This is a genomic window from Alcanivorax quisquiliarum, assembly GCF_023051175.1.
In the GTDB taxonomy this organism is placed as follows: domain Bacteria; phylum Pseudomonadota; class Gammaproteobacteria; order Pseudomonadales; family Alcanivoracaceae; genus Isoalcanivorax; species Isoalcanivorax quisquiliarum.
On record NZ_JALKII010000028.1, the window covers coordinates 1 to 1,654 of the forward strand.

At 48.2% G+C, this 1,654-nt stretch carries 1 pseudogene; it reads right to left on the reverse strand.

Annotation, left to right across the window (positions count from 1 at the left end):
- Positions 1–106 precede the first annotated feature (106 nt).
- A pseudogene (locus tag MU846_RS14835) lies at positions 107–1,534 on the reverse strand (hypothetical protein); the annotation flags it as partial.
- Between the last annotated feature and the right edge of the window lie 120 nt (positions 1,535–1,654).

Below are 1,654 nucleotides of genomic sequence, written 5' to 3' on the forward strand. Positions count from 1 at the left end.
GCGGACACTAGCTATGGAATTATTAACAATATTCTTAAATTACATATTTCAAAATAAATACCTAATTGTGTTTGGGTTTGTTTTGCGTAGCTATCATAAATAATATTTAAAAGTCATCCTGGTGTAGGTCGAATCGTGGTGGAAAAGCTGAGCCATCCAGCTGGGGCCTCATCGGGTTGCGATTCACTGGGCTCATGGCTCTTGCAGTTGATCCAGCTCTGCCTCCAGTTTTCGTTCTCAGCTTAGTAACAGCCTGTTCGGCAAGGTCTGCTCTCTCCTCAGCTTCTTCAAGTTCCTGTTGGGCTTTGCGGAATTTGGCGAGGTTCAAGGCAGCGATTTCTTCGGCTTCTTCAATCTGCCTCTTGTAAGTCTTGATCTTCTGTTGGAGTTTGTCTACAAGGTCTTGCATGCGTTCGTGGTTCTTCCTATCTTCATCAGATTGGAAGCTGAGCTCCTTAATCCTGCGTTCAGATTTGCGGAGGTTCTTCTGGGCATCAGCATGTCTCCTCTGTTCTCCGTCAAGCTCGTTTTCGAGTTCCCTGACTCTCTGTTCCAACTTGGCAATAGCCTTCTTGCCTCCCTTGAGGGCGTTGTTTTCGGCTTCGTCCAGTCTGACTTGGAGTTCCTTTATCTGTGTCTCGAGGGCCTTTCGGAGTTTCTCCTGGGTCTGGGCATGGTCTTGTTCAGCCCTGAGTTCATCTGCTAACCTCGCAGCATCAACCATAGCCTTCTTAGCCTTCTCTTCTGAGTTCTTGGCTTCGTTGAGAAGTTCGTCGAGGTCGGCATGGAGTGTCTGCAACTCTCCTTCGAGCTTGCGCTTGGCAGCAGAAGCGCTAGTGGCTTGAGCTGCGAGTTCGTTGATTTGTTCGTGAGCATCGGTAAGTTCCTGTTCTGCCTGGCGACGGCCGCGGTCTGCCTGTTCCAGGAGAGTTCTGGATTCTTCGAGTTCGTTTCCAAGAGCGTTGGCTCGCCTTTCAGCAATACCCAATTGTTCTCGGGCATCATCCCCGGCTCTTTGTTCTTCCTCGAGTGCGGTCTGGACATCCTTAAGTTGTTGCTGGTATTTCTTGATGGATTTTTGAGCTTCAGCATTAGCCTTGTTGGCGTGATCGAGGGCAATTTCGAGCTCGTTGATGTCAGCTTCCAGTTTCTTCTTCATCCTGAGTGCCTCAGCCTTACCCTTGGCTTCTGCTTCCAAACTGGCTTGCATGGAGTCGAGGGCACGTTGGTGATTTTTCCTGGTATTTTCGAATTCTTCTTCCTTCTCTTGGATGCGACGGTCGATTTCTTGCCTGACCTGGCTAAGTTCAAGTTGGGCCCTGAGGACCTTGTTTTCTTCCTGTTCAAGGGCGGCTTCAGCTTCCTCGAGAGCAGCTTGGAGTTCATCCTTTTCAACTTCAAGCCTCTTTCTCTGTTTCTCAATTTCGTGGATGTTGCGTCCACCTTCACCAATTTGATCAAGGAGATCCTTGACTTCATCAGCGAGATTCTTGTTCTCCCTGCGGACAGCTTCAAGTTGTTCTTGTCCTTCCTCATAAGCTCCCTTAAGCCTAAAGAGCTCAGTTGAGTAGTTCCTGCATTCCTTTTGGCTGGCATCAAGTTAAGCAGCAAGGTCATCAAACTTAATCTTCCAATCAACAAAGATTTTGTCGAT